At 68.6% G+C, this 18,742-nt stretch carries 16 protein-coding genes; 7 read left to right on the top strand and 9 right to left on the bottom strand.

Annotation, left to right across the window (positions count from 1 at the left end):
* Nucleotides 1-44: 44 nt before the first annotated feature.
* Complete coding sequence (locus NAF06_RS12830) at nt 45-2,771, bottom strand: ABC transporter ATP-binding protein (RefSeq protein ID WP_008580963.1); 2,727 nt, start codon at nt 2,769-2,771, stop codon at nt 45-47.
* 120 nt (nt 2,772-2,891) lie between these two features.
* On the opposite strand from NAF06_RS12830, the gene NAF06_RS12820 reads away from it, so the two are divergent.
* Nucleotides 2,892-3,383, top strand: a complete 492-nt coding sequence (locus tag NAF06_RS12820; RefSeq protein ID WP_049908513.1) for a DUF7529 family protein — start codon at nt 2,892-2,894, stop codon at nt 3,381-3,383.
* 131 nt (nt 3,384-3,514) lie between these two features.
* On the opposite strand, the gene NAF06_RS12815 is transcribed toward NAF06_RS12820, so the two are convergent.
* From NAF06_RS12815 to NAF06_RS12805, 3 genes are read right to left on the bottom strand one after another with little or no spacing between them, the layout of a single operon-like run.
* Entirely contained in the window at nt 3,515-4,480 is a 966-nt protein-coding gene (locus tag NAF06_RS12815) for a carbohydrate ABC transporter permease (protein ID WP_008580960.1), read from the bottom strand.
* A 6-nt stretch (nt 4,481-4,486) separates the two neighbouring features.
* The gene (locus tag NAF06_RS12810) at nt 4,487-5,425 is read right to left on the bottom strand and encodes a carbohydrate ABC transporter permease (protein WP_008580958.1); all 939 of its coding nucleotides are present in this window, start codon (nt 5,423-5,425) and stop codon (nt 4,487-4,489) included.
* 4 nt (nt 5,426-5,429) lie between these two features.
* Nucleotides 5,430-6,479 (bottom strand): ABC transporter ATP-binding protein, encoded by a 1,050-nt coding sequence (locus NAF06_RS12805; protein ID WP_008580955.1) that lies wholly within the window; start codon nt 6,477-6,479, stop codon nt 5,430-5,432.
* 156 nt (nt 6,480-6,635) lie between these two features.
* Between NAF06_RS12805 and NAF06_RS12800 the strand changes: the two genes are divergently transcribed.
* Both NAF06_RS12800 and NAF06_RS12795 read left to right on the top strand, forming a co-directional pair.
* On the top strand, nt 6,636-8,159 hold the full coding sequence (locus NAF06_RS12800; protein WP_008580953.1) for a trehalase family glycosidase: 1,524 nt from the start codon (nt 6,636-6,638) through the stop codon (nt 8,157-8,159).
* Nucleotides 8,160-8,256: 97 nt separating this feature from the next.
* Nucleotides 8,257-8,934 carry a nucleotide exchange factor GrpE gene (locus tag NAF06_RS12795; RefSeq protein WP_008580950.1) on the top strand — a complete coding sequence of 226 codons (678 nt, stop codon included), beginning with the start codon at nt 8,257-8,259 and terminating at the stop codon, nt 8,932-8,934.
* A gap of 55 nt (nt 8,935-8,989) precedes the next feature.
* Here the strand turns inward: NAF06_RS12795 and surE are convergent, their stop codons facing one another.
* Nucleotides 8,990-9,784 carry a 5'/3'-nucleotidase SurE gene (gene surE, locus NAF06_RS12790; RefSeq protein WP_008580948.1) on the bottom strand — a complete coding sequence of 265 codons (795 nt, stop codon included), beginning with the start codon at nt 9,782-9,784 and terminating at the stop codon, nt 8,990-8,992.
* 122 nt (nt 9,785-9,906) lie between these two features.
* On the opposite strand from surE, the gene NAF06_RS12785 reads away from it, so the two are divergent.
* Nucleotides 9,907-10,212 (top strand): DUF5798 family protein, encoded by a 306-nt coding sequence (locus NAF06_RS12785; RefSeq protein ID WP_008580946.1) that lies wholly within the window; start codon nt 9,907-9,909, stop codon nt 10,210-10,212.
* Between the two features lie 12 nt (nt 10,213-10,224).
* On the opposite strand, the gene NAF06_RS12780 is transcribed toward NAF06_RS12785, so the two are convergent.
* Together NAF06_RS12780 and purD are read right to left on the bottom strand one after the other, a co-directional pair.
* Nucleotides 10,225-10,821, bottom strand: coding sequence for an acyltransferase (locus NAF06_RS12780; protein WP_008580945.1), 597 nt, complete (start codon nt 10,819-10,821; stop codon nt 10,225-10,227).
* A gap of 69 nt (nt 10,822-10,890) precedes the next feature.
* Nucleotides 10,891-12,174, bottom strand: coding sequence for a phosphoribosylamine--glycine ligase (gene purD / locus NAF06_RS12775; RefSeq protein ID WP_008580944.1), 1,284 nt, complete (start codon nt 12,172-12,174; stop codon nt 10,891-10,893).
* Nucleotides 12,175-12,315: 141 nt separating this feature from the next.
* Here purD and NAF06_RS12770 point away from each other — a divergent pair, with 141 nt between their 5' ends.
* Together NAF06_RS12770 and NAF06_RS12765 are read left to right on the top strand one after the other, a co-directional pair.
* The gene (locus tag NAF06_RS12770; RefSeq protein WP_008580943.1) at nt 12,316-14,550 is read left to right on the top strand and encodes a thioredoxin domain-containing protein; all 2,235 of its coding nucleotides are present in this window, start codon (nt 12,316-12,318) and stop codon (nt 14,548-14,550) included.
* A gap of 90 nt (nt 14,551-14,640) precedes the next feature.
* A complete protein-coding gene (locus NAF06_RS12765) occupies nt 14,641-15,741 on the top strand; it encodes a geranylgeranyl reductase family protein (protein ID WP_008580942.1) in 1,101 nt (366 codons plus the stop codon).
* 61 nt (nt 15,742-15,802) lie between these two features.
* Here the strand turns inward: NAF06_RS12765 and NAF06_RS12760 are convergent, their stop codons facing one another.
* Complete coding sequence (locus tag NAF06_RS12760) at nt 15,803-16,288, bottom strand: TRAM domain-containing protein (protein WP_008580941.1); 486 nt, start codon at nt 16,286-16,288, stop codon at nt 15,803-15,805.
* Nucleotides 16,289-16,384: 96 nt separating this feature from the next.
* Here NAF06_RS12760 and NAF06_RS12755 point away from each other — a divergent pair, with 96 nt between their 5' ends.
* On the top strand, nt 16,385-17,623 hold the full coding sequence (locus NAF06_RS12755) for a mandelate racemase/muconate lactonizing enzyme family protein (RefSeq protein WP_008580940.1): 1,239 nt from the start codon (nt 16,385-16,387) through the stop codon (nt 17,621-17,623).
* Between the two features lie 638 nt (nt 17,624-18,261).
* Here the strand turns inward: NAF06_RS12755 and NAF06_RS12750 are convergent.
* Nucleotides 18,262-18,612: a hypothetical protein gene (locus NAF06_RS12750; protein WP_152418720.1), complete on the bottom strand. Its 351-nt coding sequence runs from the start codon at nt 18,610-18,612 to the stop codon at nt 18,262-18,264.
* Nucleotides 18,613-18,742 lie beyond the last annotated feature (130 nt).

The following is an 18,742-nucleotide window of genomic DNA, read 5'->3' as shown; positions in this document are numbered from 1 at the left end:
ATGTGTCAGCGGCTCGGAGGGCGTTTTCCCGGGTTCTCCCGGCCTCAGTCGTCGTCGTCGCCGAACAGGTGACACGCCGCGGGGTGGTCGGCGTCGCCCAGCGCGGGATCGCTCCGCTCGCAGACGCTCTCGAAGGTCTCGCCGAGGACGCGCTCGGCGCGCTCCCAGTCGCCGTCGGCCAGCGCGTCGAACGACTCCGCGACGGCGTCTCCGGCCGGTCCCGACAGCGGACCGTCGAAGAACTCCGCCCGCATCGCCGTGTCGAAGTTGTTCCCGCCGTCGGCGGCGACACCCCCCTGAGAGCCGGCGTCGCTCGCTCGCTCCCGCATCGCCGCGAGGTCGATATTTCGCGTCTCGACCCGCTGTCGATAGAACATGACCTCTCGGTAGCGCTCCTGATCGATTTCGAGGTCGTCTGGCGGAATGACAGCCGGGCACCGCGTGCGGAAGTGACAGCCGCTCGGGGGGTTGATCGGCGAGGGCACGTCGCCTTCGAGGATGGTCCGGTCCTCGGTCTCGGCGAGCGGGTCCGGCTCCGGAATCGCCGACAGCAACGCGTTCGTGTACGGGTGTTTCGGCCCGGCGAACAGCTCATCCGTCGCGGCGATCTCGACGATCTCGCCGAGGTACATCACCGCGACGCGGTCGGAGATGTGCCGCACCACCGAGAGGTCGTGGGCGATGAACAGATACGTCAACCCGTACTCAGCCTGGAGGTCCCGCATCAGGTTGATGATCTGCGCCTGTACGGAGACATCGAGCGCGGAGACCGGCTCGTCCGCGACGATGAAGTCGGGGTCGACGGCGAGTGCCCGCGCGATGCCGACCCGCTGGCGCTGCCCGCCGGAGAGTTCGTGCGGGTACCGACCGTACTGGCTCCGGTCGAGACCCACCTCGTCGAGCAGTTCGAAGACGCGCTCCCGTCGGCGGCCCTCGGCGAGGTCGTGGATCTTCAGCGGCTCCATGACAGTCTGTCCGACGGTCATCCGCGGGTCGAGACTCGACATGGGATCTTGAAACACCATCTGCATGTCCTTGCGCTTCTCTCGGAGTTCGGTCTTCGAGAGGTCGCCCAAGTCCTCGCCCGCGAACACGACCGTCCCGTCGGTCGGCGGGTCGAGGTGGAGGAGCGCGCGTCCGGCCGTCGACTTCCCGCAGCCGGACTCGCCGACGAGCCCGAGCGTCTCCCCGGCACGAACGTCGAGGTCGATACCGTCGACGGCGCGGACGCTCGGCGAACTCCCGAACACCCGGCTCAAGAGGCCCGTCTCCTGCTCGTAGTACTTCCGCATCCCGTCGAGCCGCACGAGCGGCTCGCCGATCTCACGGTTCGTCGCCGACGAGACGCCATCAGCGCCGTACTCGCTCTCGTCGAACTCCGGCAGAATACATTTCGACCGATGGTCGACGTCTGTCCCACCGTGCTGGAGGAACGGGATCTCCCCCGTCCGGCAGTCCGGCCGGGCCCACGGACAGCGGTCCGCGAAGTGGCACCCGTCGGGCATGTCGATGAGGTCGGGGACGTTTCCCTCGATCGGTGTGAGCCGCTCTTTCTCTTCGGTCGGAATCGACTCCAAGAGGGTGTAGGTGTACGGGTGGCTGGGGTCGTGGAATATCTCCTCGACCGGCCCCTCCTCGACGATCTCTCCCGCGTACATCACCGCGACTCGGTCGCAGGTCTCCGCGACCACGCCGAGGTCGTGGGTGATCATCAGAACGGACATCCCGAACTCGTCTTGGAGGTCGTCGATCAGGTCCAAGATCTGGGCCTGTATCGTGACGTCGAGCGCCGTGGTCGGCTCGTCGGCGATGAGCAGGTCGGGCTGACACGCTAACGCGATCGCGATGAGGACCCGTTGGCGCATCCCGCCGGAGAACTCGTGCGGATACTCTTCGAGCCGCGATGTCGCCTCCGGGATCCCCACGTCGGTGAGGATGTCGACGACGTCGTCGACTATTTCGTCGTCGAACTCCCGGCCGCCGATCTTCGGGAGGATTTCCCGGACCGCGTTGAGCCACGTGTCCCGTTTGCGGCCCCCGTACCGGTGTAGTCGGAGCGACTCCGCCACCTGTTCCCCGACGGTCACCGCCGGGTTGAGCGACGTCATCGGGTCCTGAAATATCATGCCCATCTCGCCGCCGCGGATCCTCCGCATCGCCTCCTCGGGTGCCGCCGTGAGATCGATCACCCCCTCGGAGACGGTGATTTCGCTGGCAGGCGTCCCGCGTCGGAGCTGGTCGCGGGCATCGGCGTCGAGGTAGACGAACCCGTCGGCGGCGTCCGCCAGCGCGTCCGTGATCCTTTCCGCGGCGTCTTCGGTAGTTCCGTCGGACAGCCGGCCGGCGACGCCCCGGAGCGCGTCCGCGAGCCCGGCGGGGTCGTCCCGGTCCGCGAGGTCGTCGGCGATCCCTCGGAGCTCTCGCCCCGCAGAGGAAATCTCCCTCCCCGCACGGAGGTCTGCGGCGATCTGCCAGAGGGCGTCGATCAGCGCGTACGGATACGACACCACCGCGTCGTCGTGATCGGCGGCGAGGTCGGCGGCGAGGTCGGCCGAGCGCAGCGACGCGCGGCCGTCGACGATCTCGCCCGGGCTGTCCACGAGGTCCATCGCGGAGAGCGCCGTGACGCTCTTCCCGGATCCCGACTCGCCGACGAGACCGACCGTCTCGCCCTCCTTGACCGTGAGGTCGACGCCGTCGACCGCTTTCACCGCGCCTCGTTTCGTCTTGAACTGCGTCCGGAGACCGGAGAGGGAAAGGAGGTCCGTCACTGTCCGAGTGACGTTCGCCGTCGGAGAAATAGCTTGTGCCCACTTGGCACGGATTCGTGTGACCGAACATCCCGGTGCCGGGTGACAACGTTTATCTCGCACGCTACCGGGCCTCAACGTATGTCGGAAAAGCCCGATTCAGACGCAGCCCTCGATGCCCACGCGACCGAGGGCTGGCAGGCCGTCATGGCGGACACGGCCGCCACGGCGGAGACGTACCGCGACCGCGGCTGGACGGCCCTCGAACTGCATCCGGGCGACTCCGTCCTCGTCGACTCGGCGGCCCGGACCGGCCTCGACGTCGTCCTCCCCGGCCCCGAGTACGAGGAGTTGGAGGCGACGGTCGCGGCGTGCGAGTTCACCGCCGTTGAGGCGTACCGCGCCGAGGCGGACGGACTGATGTACCTGCTGATCGTCGAGCGAGACCCGGAGAACGAGACGGCGGTGTTGGTGCCCGCGTACTACGACCCGGGCGGATCGGAGCCCAAGCTCGACGCGATCCGAGAGGCCGGCGAGTTCGCGCTGTTCTGTCGGCGACTGAACGACGAGTACGTGCGGTTCGTCCACACCGACATCGCCCCGTTCCTGCCGGCCGGGCTCGCCGACGGGTGATCGGCTGACCCCCGTCGACGCTCAGGGAGCCGATCGGTACTCGCGAGTTCGCAAGCCCGTTTCGCGCGGACTCGTCCCGTCTCGAAGTGGGAACGCGTCCGCGGCGAAAAGCGGCGAGCGGCGCAGCCGGCTCAGTCTGCGACCGCGGCCACCATCCCCTGCTTGTAGTACCGCTGGAGCGTGACGAACAGGACGATGGGGACGATCATCGTCAGCACGGAGCCGGCGGCGACGAGCCCCCAGTCGATCTGGAGGCGGCCCTTCATCAGCGGGAGCACCTGCGGCGCGAGCTGGTTCTCCCGCGAGCGCATGAACACGAGGGGGAAGAAGAAGGAGTTCCACACCCACGTGAACTGGATGACCGCCACCGAAACGAGCGCCGGGGCGGAGTACGGCAACACGATCGACTTGAAGATCTGATACCGGGACGCGCCGTCGATCCGGGCCGCCTCCTCAAGCTCCTCGGGGAGCCCGAGCAGGAAGTTCCGGAGGAACATGACGACCCACCCCATCCCCCAGCCGATGTGGACCAGGATGAGCCCCATGTACGTGTCGAACAGACCGGTGTTCCGTAGGGTGTTGTAGTTGCCCATCGCCACCAGCTCCGGCGGCGCGGCCATGACCACGATGAGCAGGAAGAACAGCCACTTCTTCAGCGGGAAGTCGAACCGGGCGAACGGGTACGCGACCATCGTGCCGAGCAGCGTCACGGCCAGCACGGACGGGACCGTGACGATCGCGGTGTTCCACATCGCCTGCCGCATCGGGCCGGACTGGAACGTCCACGCGCGGGCGTAGTTCTCGAAGGTGACGGTGAACGTCTCGAAGTTCCACCAGCCCTGAATGATCTGGTCGAGCGGGCGGACGGAGGCCATGAACAGCCCCACGAGCGGGACGAGCCACAGGAACGCGACCCCGATGGCGACCGCGTACCGGAGCAGGCGCGGACCGCGCGGGACCGCCGCGCGGAGGCGCTCGATGGCGCTCCCCTCGGCGATCGGGGCGGTCTCGGGCGGCTCGTGGTACACGCGCCCGCCGTCGGTCTGCGGCTGGCTGTCGGCGTCGGTCGAGTCGTCTGCGTTGTGTGTGTCGGTCATTGTGGGTCAGTCCATTGACGCGATGTACCACGCCATCGGGAGCGCGATCACGAGTTCGATGAGGGCGACGACCATCGCCTTGCTGTACTCGATCGGCGTCGAGAACGCGGCCTGATACACCTCCAGACCGAGTACGGAGAACACCCCGCCCGGACCGCCGGACGGGCCGCCGGCCGCGTAGACGATGGCGAAGATCCGGATCACCCAGATCATGCTCATGATCACGACGACCGCCGTCACGGGCCTGACGAGCGGCCAAATTATGTCCTTGAACCGGCGGAACCGCCCCGCGCCGTCGACGCGAGCGGATTCCAGTAGCGCGGGGTCGATCCCCGCGAGCGCGGAGCTGTACAGCAGCATGCTGAAGCCGGTCTGGACCCAGACGCCGCCCGCGATGAGCGCGTAGATCGCTATCTGCGGCTCCTGAACCCAGTTTCGGACCAGCGACTCCAGTCCGATCGACCGGAGCAGCCCGTTGAAGATCCCGGCCTGCGGGTCGTAGACGAACAGCAGCACGAGTCCGATCACGACGGTCGGGGTCGTGAACGCGAGGAACACCATCGAGCGGAGGACGCTCCGGCCGCGCAGGTCGGCAAAAAGCAGCGCGAGCCCGAGGCCGAGCAGCGTGCTCAGCGGGACGTGAACGACCATCCAGATGATGTTCTGCGGGAGCGCCCCCATCGGGTACTCGAACGCGAGGAGGTTGCTCCAGTTGATGATCGCGTCGTCCTGGAACGTCGCGATCCACGTCTCGAACCCGGCGAACTGCGCGATGTCGAACCCGTCCCAGGTGAAGAAGCTCCCGACGGCCGAGTACAGCATCGGGCCGACGGAGAAGATGGCGAACAGGGTGAGCCCGGGGAGCATGAACACGAGGATCGCCGTGAGCTTCTCCGTGTCCACGTCGCGGTCGAGCCGGTCGTCGAGGTACGATGCGACGGACATGGTGTCAGGCCACCAGTTCCCCGTTCTCGTCGTAGAGGTACGCGTCGGCCGGGTCAAAGGTTAGGTGGACAGCGTCGCCCGCCGTCGCGTCCGTGTGCGGGACCTTGACGTTGACCACGGAGCCGCCCACCTCGACGTTGACCAGCACGTACTCCCCGAGCGGTTCGACCGTCTTGACCGTTCCCGGCAGGGTCCAGTCCGTGTCCGGCGCGTCGGTCGACACGTCGATGTCCTCCGGCCGGACCCCGACCGACACCGTCGAGGACGACGACTCCGCCGGCGTCGGGAGCGTGTTGCCCTCGGCGAGGTGGACGGTGCCGCCGCGGTTCTCGCCCTCGAAGAGGTTCATCGGCGGCGACCCGATGAACTTCGCGACCCACGTGGTTCGCGGCCGCTCGTACAGCTCCTCCGGCTCGGCGACCTGTCGGATCGTGCCGTCGTTCAGCACGACGATCTTGTCGCCCATGCTCATCGCCTCCTCTTGGTTGTGCGTGACGTACACCGTCGTGATCCCCAGCTCGTTTTGGATCCGCTTCAGCTCCGAGCGCATCTCCAAGCGGAGCTTCGCGTCGAGGTTGCTGAGCGGCTCGTCCAGCAGGAACACCGACGGCTCGCGGACGATGGCGCGCGCCAGCGAGGTCCGCTGCCGCTGCCCGCCGGATATCTCGCCGGGGTCGCTGTCCATCTGGTCTTCGATGTGTAACAGCTCGGCGACCTGCGCGACGCGCTCGTCGCGCTCCTCCGGCGGGACCCCCCTGACCTTCAGCGGGTACTCGATGTTCTCCCGAACGGTCATGTGCGGGTACAGCGCGTAGTTCTGGAACACCATCGCGACGTTGCGGTCGGCGGGGGGCATCCCGTCGACGCGGTCGTCGTCGAAGTAGATCTCCCCGTCAGAAGGGTCCTCCAGTCCCGCGATCATGCGGAGCGCGGTCGTCTTCCCGCAGCCGGACGGCCCGAGGAACACCACGAACTCCCCGTCGTCCACCTCCATGTCCAGCTTGTAGTTGGCGACCGTGTCACCCCCGTCGAAGTACTTGCTCACCGACCGCATGCTAATGCGAGTCATCGACTACCCACCGGTATTCATTTATTACACTTATAATTAATCATAGACCGCGAATAAGAGGACAGCCACAGGTGCGCGCTTTTCGTTCTCTTCCCGGCTAATTCAATAATTACTTAGTAATCCTTTCACTACGTCCCGGGGATGAGTTCCGGCCTCTTCGACTACAGTCATTTTCCGCAGATCTCGGGCGAGCTCTTTCGGACCGTCCAGCGGCGGGACCTCTTCGAGGACGACAAGCGGTTCGTCGACGCCGAGCCCCGCGTCGACCCGGACCTGCTCTTCGAGCGGTACCTGACGGAGCGGAGCCGGCGGGAGTTCGATCTGGCGTCGTTCGTCGAGGACCACTTCAGGCTGCCCGAGCCGGTCGCGGCCGCGCCGGACCTCGCCGCGTCGCGGTCGATGGAGGACCACGTGTCCTCGCTGTGGGGCGCGCTGACCCGGACCTTCGAGGACGCCGATTCCGCGGGATCGACGATCATCGGCCTCCCGAACCCGCACGTCGTCCCCGGCGGCCGCTTCCGCGAGATGTACTACTGGGACAGCTACTTCACCGCGGAGGGGCTGGCGGCGGCCGGGCGGACCGATCTGGTCGACGGGATGGTCGGGAACGTCGCGTCGCTCGTGGACCGCTTCGGGTTCGTCCCGCTCGGGAACCGGGCGTACTACGACAGCCGGTCGCAGGTCCCGCTGTTCTACCGCATGCTGCGGGTGCTGGAGCGCGAGGGGGGGTTCGACGCCGTCGCCCCCCACGTGGAGGCGCTCCGGACGGAACACGGCTTCTGGACGAGCGGGGCCGACCGCGTCGCCGACGCCGACGACCCCGCGGCTCACCGGCGCGTCGTCGGGCTGGGGGACGGCACGGTTCTCAACCGGTACTGGGACGACCGCGCCCGTCCGCGACCGGAGTCGTATCACGAGGACCGCCGCCTCGCGGACCGGGTCCCGGTCGCCGACCGGCCGGACCTGTTCCGCGACGTCCGGGCCGCCTGCGAGTCCGGCTGGGACTTCAGCTCCCGGTGGCTGGCGGACGAGGACCTCACCACGATCCGGACGACGGAGCTGATCCCGGTCGACCTCAACGCCGTCCTCTACGGCATGGAGTCGGCCCTCGCCGAGTGGCTCCCGCGCGTCGGCCGCGACGAGGCCGGCGAGCGGTACGCCGACCTGGCGGCCGACCGCCGCGAGGCGATCAACCGCTACTGCTGGGACCCGGACGCCGGATTCTACGTCGACCACTCGTGGGTCGACGGCGAGCGGTCCGACCGCCTGACGCTGGCCGCCGTCGCGCCGCTTTTCACCGGGGCCGCGACCGACGACCGGGCGGCGGCGGTCGCGGACCGGCTCCGCAGCGACTTCCTCCGGCCCGGCGGGCTGGTGACGACGCTCGAAGCCACCGGCGAGCAGTGGGACGCGCCGAGCGGCTGGGCACCGCTCCACTGGATGGCGGTCACCGGCCTCCGCCGGTACGGCCACGACGCCCTGGCCGACGAGGTCGCGGAGCGGTGGGTCGACCTCGCGCGGAGCTCCTTCGAGGAGACCGGTCGCATGGCGGAGAAGTACGACGTCCGCTCGGTCGGGGAAACGACCGACCTGGGCGAGTACGACCCGCAGTACGGGTTCGGCTGGACGAACGGCGTCGTCACGGCGCTGTCGGCGGGGCGGTAGCGGCCCGCTCGGCGCGGGGGTTGCGATCCCTCCGCCCCCCGGGCTCGCGGCGTCGCGCTTCTGAACGCTTATGCCCGCCGACCGACTTCGATCGGGTATGAGCGACGACGACGCCGTCGATGTCGAGACCCCCGACGACGCCGAGGGCGACGCGGAGCGAACGAACGGCACGGCGGAGGCGACCGGCGAGGAACGGAGCGACGGCTCCGCGGCCGCCGCCGGCGACGCCCGGAGCGAGGAGGAGGCGCTCGCCGCCGCGGTCGCCGAACACGACGAGGCGCTCGCCCGAGAGGTCGCGGCGCTGGAAGCCGACCTCGCCGACACCCGCGAGGCGCTCCGCGAGCGCGACGAGGAGGTCGACGAGCTGACGAGCAAGCTCGCCCGGGTGAAGGCGGACTTCAGCAACTACAAGGAGCGCGCGAAGCGGAAGCAGGAGGAGATCCGCGAGCGCGCCTCGGAGGCGCTCGTCGAGCGGCTCGCCCCGGTCAGGAACGACCTCCTGCGCGCGCTCGATCAGGATGAGGGGAGCGACCTCCGGCCCGGCGTCGAGTCGACGCTGGAGAAGTTCGACGAGGTGCTCGCCGAGGAGGGCGTCAAGTCGATCGAGCCCGAGCCGGGCGAGGAGGTCGACCCCGCGCGCCATCAGGTGATGCTCCGCGTCGACAGCGACCGCCCCGAGGGGGCGATCCACGAGGTGTACGAGCCGGGCTACGAGATGGGCGACCGCGTGCTGAGCGAGGCGAAGGTGACCGTCAGCACCGGCGACGGGGAGTAGCGGAGCGACGGAAATAGCGCGACGACGGGGCGTCGACGCGACGGAGGGGCCTTTTTCACGACCGGACAGCGGCCTCGTAGGCCTCGACCAGTTCGTCGAGCCCCGCGTTCGGCTCAGCGGCGTGCGGGACCGACAGCGGCGACACCGAGACCTCGCCGTCGACGACCGCCCGACGGTCGGTGCCGACCGGGTCCGGCACGTCGTCCTCGTTCATCCGGCCCCAGATCGGGTCCGAGAAGCCGACGCGGCCGTCGCCGTTCCGCTCGGCGCGCATCCCGTACCACGTCGAGGGGGTCGTGACGCGGAGCGGCGCGCGCTCCTCGTCCGCGATGGGCGCGTTGACGTTGAGGTAGTCCGCGCGGTCGAACACGCCCGCGTCGACCGCCTCGTCGACGAGGAACCGCGTCGCGCGGGCCGCGTGCGCGAAGTCCTCGCCCTCGAACTCGCGTTTCCACCAGTCGTCCCCGCCGGGCACGTACATCGAGGTCGCCACCGCCGGGACGCCGAAGAAGGCGGCCTCGACCGCGGCGGAGACGGTCCCGGACCGCCCGAGGGTGTACGCGCCGAGGTTCGCTCCCTCGTTACAGCCCGCGACGACCGCGTCCGCGTCGGGGACGAGCTCGTCGAGCCCCGCGACGACGCAGTCGACGGGGGTCCCGTCGACCACGTAGCCCAGCCCGTGGTCGTCGACGGCGACGTCCTCAGAGAGGAGGCGGCCGACGGAGGACTGGTCGGCGGCGGGCGCGACGACGGTCACCGCGTACTCCTCCGCGAGCGCGTCGTACAGCGCTCGTATTCCCGCGGCGTCGACGCCGTCGTCGTTGGTCAACAGGATCCGGTCGACGCTCATACCCGTTTCACGGGCGAGTCGGGCAAAAGTCCACCGTCGGCCGCGGCGCGAGCGAGGACGGCGCGGCAGGCGGCCCCGTACCGAACGGAAAGGCACACGTATCGCCGGTTCGACCGTCCGGTATGGGATTCGGGGACACCGCCAAGAAGATCCAGACGCTCGCCGACCGCGCGGAACGGACCTACAAGAAGATCAGCGAGCTCCGCGACGAGGTCGACGAGACGCAGGAGACGGTGATAGACACCGCCGATCGCGTCAAGACCCTCGAAAACGAGATGGCCGAACAGCGCGCCGTCCTCGACGCCGTCGCCGAGGAGGTCGGCGTCGACTTGGAGCGCGTGAGCACCGAGGCGCACATCGCGGACGCCGAGGAGACGGCGGCCGACGGTGACGGTGTGGGCGACGACGCGGACGACGACGCGGCGTAACCGACGTACCGCTCAGTCGTCGCTCGCGGCCGCGTCGGCCCGCGAGACGACCGCTGCCGGAACCCCCGCGACGGTCGCGCCCGGGGGCACGTCCTCCGCGACGAGGGAGTTCGCGGCGACGCGCGCGCCCTCGCCGACGGTGACGCCCGGGAGCACGACCGCCCCCGCGCCGATCATCGCCCCCTCCTCGACGACCACGTCGCCGAGGCGGTACTCCTCGTGGAGGAACTCGTGGCACAGCAGCGTGGCGTCGTACCCGATTATCGCGTCGTCGTCCACGCGGATCCGCTCGGGCCAGAACACGTCCGGCGTCGACTCCAACCCCCACGCGACGCCCGCGCCGACCGTGACGCCGATCTGCCGCAGGAGCCAGTTCTTCAGCCGGAGGCTCGGACAGATCCGCGCGAGGACGATCACGACGTAGTTGCGGACGACCGCGAGCGGCGACTTCGCGTCCGGCCACGACCACAGCGAGTTGCGGGGCCCCGGCGTCGGGAACCGGTCGAGGCGGTCGCTCCGGGACGGGTCGGCGTCGTCGGGAGTCGCGTCCGCGTCGTCGGGAGTCGCGTCCGAATCGTCACGCGTCGCGTCCGCGTCGTCGTCGGTCACGTCGTCCCGTTCGGACGGCCGGAATAAAAGGGTCGCTGCCCGGGGTAGGCGGTTGGAGGTGCGTCCGGGTCAGTCCCGGAGTTCGTCCATGTGGTCGATCCGGCGCTGGACGAGGTCGGCCGTGCCGATGTCGTGGCGGATCCGGACGCGGTCGCCCGCGGCCGCCAGCGCGTCCTCGGCCTGCGCCTCGGCGGCCGCGATCGAGTCGCCGCGGCCGACGACCGCGAACGCCCGCGACGTGGTCGTGTACAGTCGCCCGTCGCGCTCGTCGACGCTCGCGTAGTAGAGGAGCGCGTCGCCGACGCTCTCCTCGTCGACCGCGATCTCTGCGCCCGAATCCGGGTCCGTCGGGTAGCCGTCGGGGACCGCGTACTTACAGACGGTCGCCTCGCCGGAGAAGTCGAGTTCCGGGAGCGGGTCGCCGTCGCGCGCGGCGGCCAGCACGTCGACGAACGGCGTGTCGAGGACGGGCAGGGTGTTCATCGCCTCCGGATCGCCGAAGCGCGCGTTGAACTCGACCACCCGCGGGCCCTCGTCGGTGAGCATGAACTGCCCGTAGAGGACGCCCTTGTAGTCGGGGAGCGCGTCGACGACCGCCTCCAGCACGTCGACGGCGGCGTCGTAGTCGCCCTCGCGCATGAACGGCAGCGAGCGGTCGGTGTCGGAGTACGACCCCATCCCGCCGGTGTTCGGCCCCTCGTCGCCCTCGTAGGCGCGCTTGTGGTCCTGGACCGCGGGCGTCGTCCGCACGTCGCCGTTCGCGACGAACGCCTGAATCGTGAACTCCTCGCCGACGAGGCGCTCCTCCAAGACGACGCGGTCGTAGTCGGCGTCGCGGAGGTACTCCTTGGCCTCCTCGCTCGTCACCTGATCGCCGATCACCTTGACGCCCTTGCCGCCGGTGAGGCCGGCGGGCTTGACCGCGAGGTCGCCGCCGTAGTCGTCGATGTACTCGCAGGCCGCCGCCACGTCGTCGAACACCGCGTAGTCGGGACAGCCGGGAATCGCGTTCTTCTCCATGAACCGGCGCTGGTACGCCTTGTCAGTCTCCAGTCGCGCCTCCGCGGCCCGCGGGCCGAACGCGTAGACGCCGGCGTCGTCGAGCGCGTCCGCGACGCCCGCCTCCAGCGCCGACTCCGGGCCGATGACCGCGAGGTCGGCGTCAACCCCGGCCGCGTACTCGGCGACCGCGTCGGCGTCGGTCTCGTCGATCGTCTCGAACCCGTCCGCGAGCCGCCGAATTCCCGGGTTCCGGTTACTCGCACAGGCGTACAGCGCGCAGTCGTCGGCCACCGCGCGGGCGATCGCGTGTTCGCGGCCGCCGCCCCCCACGAGGAGTACGGTCTCCGTCATGCCCGACGGGTGTCCGCACGGTAGTGTAAACCTTACTCTCTTCTCGACGCAATCTATGCGCGTTCGTGGACATAAGCGGCTGCGAGTGAGTCGCTCGTTCCGGTGCGGACGCCTTTTGCCCCGCCGGGCCGAACCGGGCGTATGTCACAGCCGACCGAGCGGAACCGCCTCGACGGGGAGGCGAGTCCCTACCTCCGACAGCACGCCGACAACCCCGTCAACTGGCAGCCGTGGGGCGACGAGGCGTTCGAGCGCGCCCGCGAGCACGACGTGCCCGTGTTCGTCTCCATCGGCTACTCCTCGTGTCACTGGTGTCACGTCATGGCCGAGGAGAGCTTCGAGGACGAGTCTGTCGCGGGCGTGATCAACGACTCGTTCGTGCCGATCAAGGTCGACCGCGAGGAGCGCCCGGACGTCGACAGCACGTTCATGACGGTCTGCCAGCTGGTCACCGGCGGCGGCGGGTGGCCGCTCTCGGCGTGGTGCACGCCCGAGGGGAAGCCGTTCTACGTCGGGACCTACTTCCCGCTGGAGGCGCGGCGGAACCAGCCCGGCTTCCGCGACCTCTGCGAACGGATCGCCGACTCGTGGAGCGACCCCGAGCAGCGCGAGGAGATGAGGCGGCGCGCCGACCAGTGGGCCGAGAGCGCGCGCGACGAACTGGAGTCGGTCCCGACGCCGGACGCGGCGGACCCGGACGGGGAGGGAGACGCCTCGCCGCCCGGAGACGGCCTGCTCGAATCGGCCGCCGCGTCAGCGCTGCGCGGCTACGACGACGAGTACGGCGGCTTCGGCAGCGGCGGCGCGAAGTTCCCGATGCCCGGCCGGATCGACCTCCTCATGCGGGCGTACGCGCGGAGCGGCCGCGACGCGCTCCTGTCGGCCGCGGCGGGAACGCTCGACGGGATGGCCCGCGGCGGGATGTACGACCAGATCGGCGGGGGGTTCCACCGCTACGCGGTCGACCGCGAGTGGACGGTGCCCCACTTCGAGAAGATGCTGTACGACAACGCCGAGCTACCGATGGCCTACCTCGACGGCTACCGGCTCACCGGCGACCCCGCGTACGCCCGGGTCGCGAGCGAGTCGCTCGCGTTCCTCGACCGGGAACTCCGCCGCGACGACGGCGGGTTCTTCAGCACCCTCGACGCGCGGAGCCGGCCGCCCGAGAGCCGGCGAGACGGAAACGAGTCCGAGGAGGGGGAGGACGTCGAGGGCGCGTTCTACGTCTGGACCCCGGAAGAAGTCGACGCCGTCCTCGACGAACCCGCGGCGTCGCTGGTCAAGGAGCGGTACGGGATCCGGCCCGGAGGCAACTTCGAGCGCGGGACGACCGTCCCGACGTTGGCCGCGTCGGTCGACGAACTGGCCGCCGACCGCGACCTGTCGCCCGAGGAGGTCCGCGAGGCGCTGACCGAGGCGCGCACCGCGCTGTTCGACGCCCGCGAGTCGCGCCCGCGACCCGCCCGCGACGAGAAGGTGCTTGCCTCGTGGAACGGCCGGGCGATCTCCGCGTTCGCGGACGCGGCCGGGACCCTCGGCGAGCCGTACGCCGACATCGCCCGCGAGGCGCTCGACTTCTGTCGGGACCGGCTCTACGACCCCGAGGCCGAGACCGGCGCGCTCGCCCGTCGCTGGCTCGACGGCGACGTGCGTGGGCCGGGCTACCTCGACGACTACGCGTTCCTCGCGCGCGGCGCGCTCGACGTCTACGCTGCCACCGGCGACCTGGAGCCGCTCGGGTTCGCGCTCGAACTGGCCGAGGCGCTCGTCGCGGAGTTCTACGACGCCGACGACGGGACGATCTACTTCACTCGGAGCCTCGATGGCCGGGAGTCCGGCGGAGACGGCGACGCCGGCCCGCTCATGGCGCGGCCGCAGGAGTTCACCGACCGGTCGACGCCGTCGAGCCTCGGCGTCGCCGCCGAGACGCTCGCGCTCCTCGACGGCTTCCGGACCGACGGGCGGTTCCGTGACGTCGCGCGGCGCGTCGTGACGACCCACGCCGACCGGATCCGCGGGGGGCCGCTGGAGCACGCCTCGCTCGTGCGGGCGGCCGACCTCGTCGAGACGGGCGGCATCGAGGTGACGGTCGCCGCCGACGAGGTGCCCGACGAGTGGCGCGAGACCCTCGGCGAGCGGTACCTGCCGAGCGCGCTCGTCGCGCCGCGCCCCGCCACGGAGGCCGGCCTCGACGAGTGGCTCGACCGCCTCGACATGGCCGAGGCCCCGCCGATCTGGGCGGGTCGCGACGCGACCGACGGCGAGCCGACGGCGTACGTCTGTCGGGACTTCACCTGTTCGCCGCCCCGGACCGACCTTGACGCCGCGCTGGAGTGGCTGGGGACCCGCGAGGAGTCGAAGGGAGGCGAGTGAGGCGGAGTGGGGCGGACGGAGGCGGAGTGAGGCGACCGAAGTCGGCGTAAGCCAGTCGTAATTATAAGTCCGCGTCACCACGCTCTCACCATGTACGATTTCGTCGTCGTGGGCGCGGGCCCGCCCGGGTCCCGGTTCGCCCGGCGCGCGGCCGAGGCCGGCCGCGACGTGGTCGCCTTCGAGAAGGGGACGGTCGGCGAGCCGCTCGCCTGCTCCGGGCACGTCTCCGACGACGTGTGGGAGTACGTCTCGGACGACGCCCGCGACGAACTCCTCCAGAACCGGGTGTACGGGGCGCGCTTCCACGTCGACGGGCCCGACTCGCGGGCGTATCCCTTCTACAAGCGCGAGCCGGTCTCGAACGTGATCGACCGCGTCGGACTCGACCGCACCCTCGCCGAGTGCGCGCGCGAGGCCGGCGCGGACGTGCGCGAGAACCACACGGTCGTCGGCGTCGAGGAGCGCTCCGACCGGGTCGTCGTCGAGGTCCGGACGCCCGCGGACGAGGTCGAGGAAGTCGAGGCGCGGATGGTGGCCGGCTGCGACGGCCCCACGTCGCGCGTCCGGCGCGCGCTCGACCTCCCGGAGCCGGACGAACTGCTCCACGGCGTCCTCGGGTTCAACGACGCGTCCGACGGCGGCGACCTCGTCGACGTCCACCTCACCGCGCCGACGTTCTTCGCGTGGCGGATCCCGCGCGGGGACGCGGGCGTTGAGTACGGGCTGGCGGCCCCGCCGAGCGAGGACGTCTCGGCGCGGTTCGACCGGCTCACCGAGGCGTACGGCGCAACGACGGACCGGCGCTGCTCCGGCGCGATCCCGATCGGCCCGCCGGCGCGGACGACGAGCGACCGCGGCTTCCTGATCGGCGACGCCGCCGCGCAGACGAAGCCGTTCACCGGCGGCGGGATCCTGTACGGGATGCGCGCGGCCGACGTCGCCGCGGCCGCGATCGACCCGGACGATCCGTCGACGCTCGCCGACTACGAGTCCGGGTGGCGCGAGGAGCTATCGACTGAGATCCGGCTGGGAAAGGCGATCCGTCGGTGTTACTCGCTGCCGGAGCCCGTCCAGCGGGTCGGCCTGCGGGCGCTCTCGGGCGAGATCGGCGTCCACATGGACGAGCCGTCCTCGTTCTTCTCGGCGTCGAATCTCCGGGCGCTGTTCTCGCGAAGCGACCCGCCGAACTGAAGAAAGGCGGAACTGACGCGACCGACCGGAGCGGCCGGAACGACCGCCCCGCGACCGGGCGTTACTCCTCGATGACGTTCGCGAACGAGACGTTCTCGCGGACGCTCGTGATCTCGACGGTCGGCTCCTCGCCGGGTTCGGCGTCGGGGACGATGACGACGTAGCCGCGCTCGATCTTGGCGATCCCGTCGCCCTTGTCGCCGAGCGTCTCGATCGTCACGTCGCGGACCTCCCCCTCGGAGACGGGCGGGTCCGGCTGGACCGCGCCGGCCGCGCCGCGAGAGGTGGGCCGCTGGCCGTCGTCGGACGGTGTCCCGGCGGAGCCGCCCGTCGCGTCGGGGACGGCCGACGACTCCTCGTCGCCCGCCTCCGCCGATCCTTCGGCCACCGGACCGTCGCGGTCCAGGACGGCGATCCGATACGTGTCGCCGACGCTGACGCTTCCGTGTTCAATCTCGGAGGCGGGTACCGTGACGACGTACTCGTCGCCACGGGATTCCACCCGACCCGTGTACAGACACGCGAGGGAATCCGTGATTTCGACCATGCCATCCGTTGCGCGCACGGGGATGAAAAGCCACCTGTTCGGGCCGTGTGACGCGCGAAGGTAAACGTTTACCCTGTTCCGAATTAACCACCGGCCATGAGCCGGAACTACGAGTCGCTCCACGACCCGAACGCGGAGTACACGATGCGGGAGCTCTCCGCCGAGACGATGGGGACCACGGCGACCCGCGGCGGCGACCGCGACGTCGAGATCACGGACGTTCAGACGACGATGGTCGACGGGAACTTCCCGTGGACGCTCGTCCGCGTCTACACCGACGCGGGCGTCGTCGGCACCGGCGAGGCGTACTGGGGGGCCGGCGTCCCCGAACTCATCGAGCGCATGAAGCCGTTCGTGATCGGCGAGAACCCGCTCGACATCGACCGCCTCTACGAGCACCTGATCCAGAAGATGTCCGGCGAGGGCTCCGTCGAGGGCGTCACCGTCACGGCCATCTCCGGCATCGAGGTCGCGCTCCACGACGTCGCCGGCAAGATCCTCGACGTCCCCGCCTACCAGCTGCTCGGCGGCAAGTACCGCGACAAGATGCGCGTCTACTGCGACTGCCACACCGAGGAGGAGGCCGACCCAGAGGCCTGTGCGGACGAGGCCGAGCGCGTCGTCGACGAACTCGGCTACGACGCGCTGAAGTTCGACCTCGACGTGCCCTCGGGCTTCGAGAAGGACCGCGCGAACCGCCACCTTCGGCCCGGCGAGATCCGCCACAAGGCGGAGATCGTCGAGCAAGTCACCGAGCGCGTGAAGGACAAAGCCGACGTCTCCTTCGACTGCCACTGGACCTTCTCTGGCGGCTCCGCGAAGCGCCTCGCGGACGCCATCGAGGAGTACGACGTGTGGTGGCTTGAAGACCCTGTCCCGCCGGAGAACCTCGAAGTCCAGGAGGAAGTGACGAAGAGCACGACCACGCCGATCACGGTCGGCGAGAACCGCTACCGCGTCACCGAACTGCGCCGCCTCATCGAGAACCAGGCGGTCGACATCGTCGCGCCCGACCTGCCGAAGGTCGGCGGCATGCGCGAGACCCGCAAGATCGCGGACGTGGCGAACCAGTACTACGTCCCGGTCGCGATGCACAACGTCGCCTCCCCGGTCGCGACGATGGCGGCGACCCACGTCGGCACCTCCATCCCGAACTCGCTCGCGATCGAGTACCACTCCTACGAGCTGGGCTGGTGGGAGGACCTCGTCGAGGAGGACGTCATTGAGGACGGCTACATCGAGGTGCCGGAGAAGCCCGGTCTCGGCGTCACCCTCGATCTGGACACCGTCGAGGAGCACATGGTCGACGGCGAGACGTTGTTTGACGAGGCGTAAGCCGAAGTCAAGCGCGAAAATCGCTGATTTTCGCAGTTCGATCCGGCGTAGGCCGGATCGAGTTCGATAGGCGAACGGAGTGAGCCTATCGGTGTTTGACGAGGCGTAAGGCGACACCGGCCGGGAATACTTCTCCTTTGTCTTTGTTGAAATTCTTAGCAGTTGATAGCGTTACGGCCTCAATCGCTCAATACGGAGGATGAGTGTAGCACAAAGAAATCCAAGGCTCTGTTGAAATCCTCAGCAAGTGACATATTCTGACTCAATCGCGGTCAGTTCAAGCCAAGTTATTAATAGACAAAATGCTCTGAATAATTCAATAGACTCCCCACATCATATGTCGCTACAGCAGTATCGAAAATTCACCGGGATTCTCTCCGTTATAGCCGGAGTGGTTATTCTTGGTATCGCTCTGTTACAACCCAATTTCCGCACTATTCTATGGGGATTATTCGCTATTTCACTCGGGTTGTTTGCTTGGTTTAAAAACTGAATATTACTTAATACGCGGTTTTCACTGACCGGCTATTTCAGACGAGGATATGTCTGAATAATGGGGTTTCAACAGAGCCAAATCCAACAAAGTGGCCGCACGATATATTCGAGTAAGATACTGAGTCTCACCCCTGTAGAGATTTTCAGGGCGAGCCGACGTTGTTGTGGCGCTGCGTGAGGTATGCGGTCGCTCCAAATAACGTAGCAACGTAGACTAATGGGGTAACGAATCCGAATACGTGAATGGCCGCAACGAGATAATATAGCGGCTTGGAGGGATTCCAGCCGTTCTCGTTCTGATTCAACGCGCGAACGTCCATAATCAGACTCACTGAGAATAGCGGCACCAACAATCCACCGACAAAAACCAGCCCGATACCAGTAATGACCGAGAGCAGCGGGAACCCAGCTTCGGCCCCGAAATGGGCAATCCACACGACTGCTGTGAGAGTCGGAACGACTGCAACGCCATACCACCAATTGGACTCTGCCACTATTCTTTGTTTGAGTGGAACGTGGCAGTTCAAAAATTATTCGCCAGCTAATGCTGTCTGCTGGATTTGCGCCCTACATCTTGTACAGTGCTCCGAACATCAATTGAGACTGGTAGGGCTTTCGACGGTC

The organism is Halorubrum hochsteinianum (genome assembly GCF_023702125.1).
Lineage (GTDB): Archaea > Halobacteriota > Halobacteria > Halobacteriales > Haloferacaceae > Halorubrum > Halorubrum hochsteinianum.
This window is presented reverse-complemented; position numbering and strand designations above follow the sequence as displayed.